1 protein-coding gene is annotated in these 688 nt (G+C 42.2%); it reads right to left on the bottom strand.

The genetic code is table 11. The features are described from left to right. Nucleotides 1-688: Ig-like domain-containing protein (locus tag A3756_RS04760; RefSeq protein ID WP_197481172.1), on the bottom strand; the 688-nt coding region annotated here is incomplete at both ends.

The raw sequence follows: 688 nt of genomic DNA on the forward strand, positions 1-688 counted from the left end.
GAGTGAATACCAGCTTCATCATAGCTAGGTACACATTGAACTACACCACTTGAATTGCTGCTTATGCCAAGAGGCGCACTTTGTAGCGAGTAGGTAAGCTGATTGTTATCGGTGTCAACAGCATCCAATCTATAGCTATAGGGTGTATGCTCTAGCCCATCATTTAAGCTCATCGTATTGATGACAGGCGCTCGGTTAGTATTCTGTACGTTGAGACTAAAGCTTTGTGTGTCTTGCAGGATACCATCTGTTACCGATACCGTAATCGGATATTCTGCAGCTGCATAATAATCAGGTACCCACGACACAAGCCCCGTATTCGAATCAATTGACATCCCATCTGGGGAGTTAAGTAAATTGAAGGATAAGTCACTGCTATCAACATCAGTAGCAACTATTTGGTATTGATAGAGTTCACTTTCTATCGCTGACAACATTGGGGTTGATGCAATAACGGGTACATCATTAACCGCCATAATGGACAAATTAATAGTCGCCGGAACTGATGTTGCTTCGCCATCATTCACTGAGAAGGTAAAGCTATCATTCCCACCATAGTTTTCATTAGGTAAATAAATCAGATTAGGAACGGAACCAGACAGGGTTCCGTTCGATACTGAAGACACGATTGAGTAAGATAAGCTATCACCGTCTTCATCAGTCCCTGAAAGAGTAATATTGACTAAGG

The sequence above is a fragment of the Oleiphilus sp. HI0086 genome (assembly GCF_001635225.1).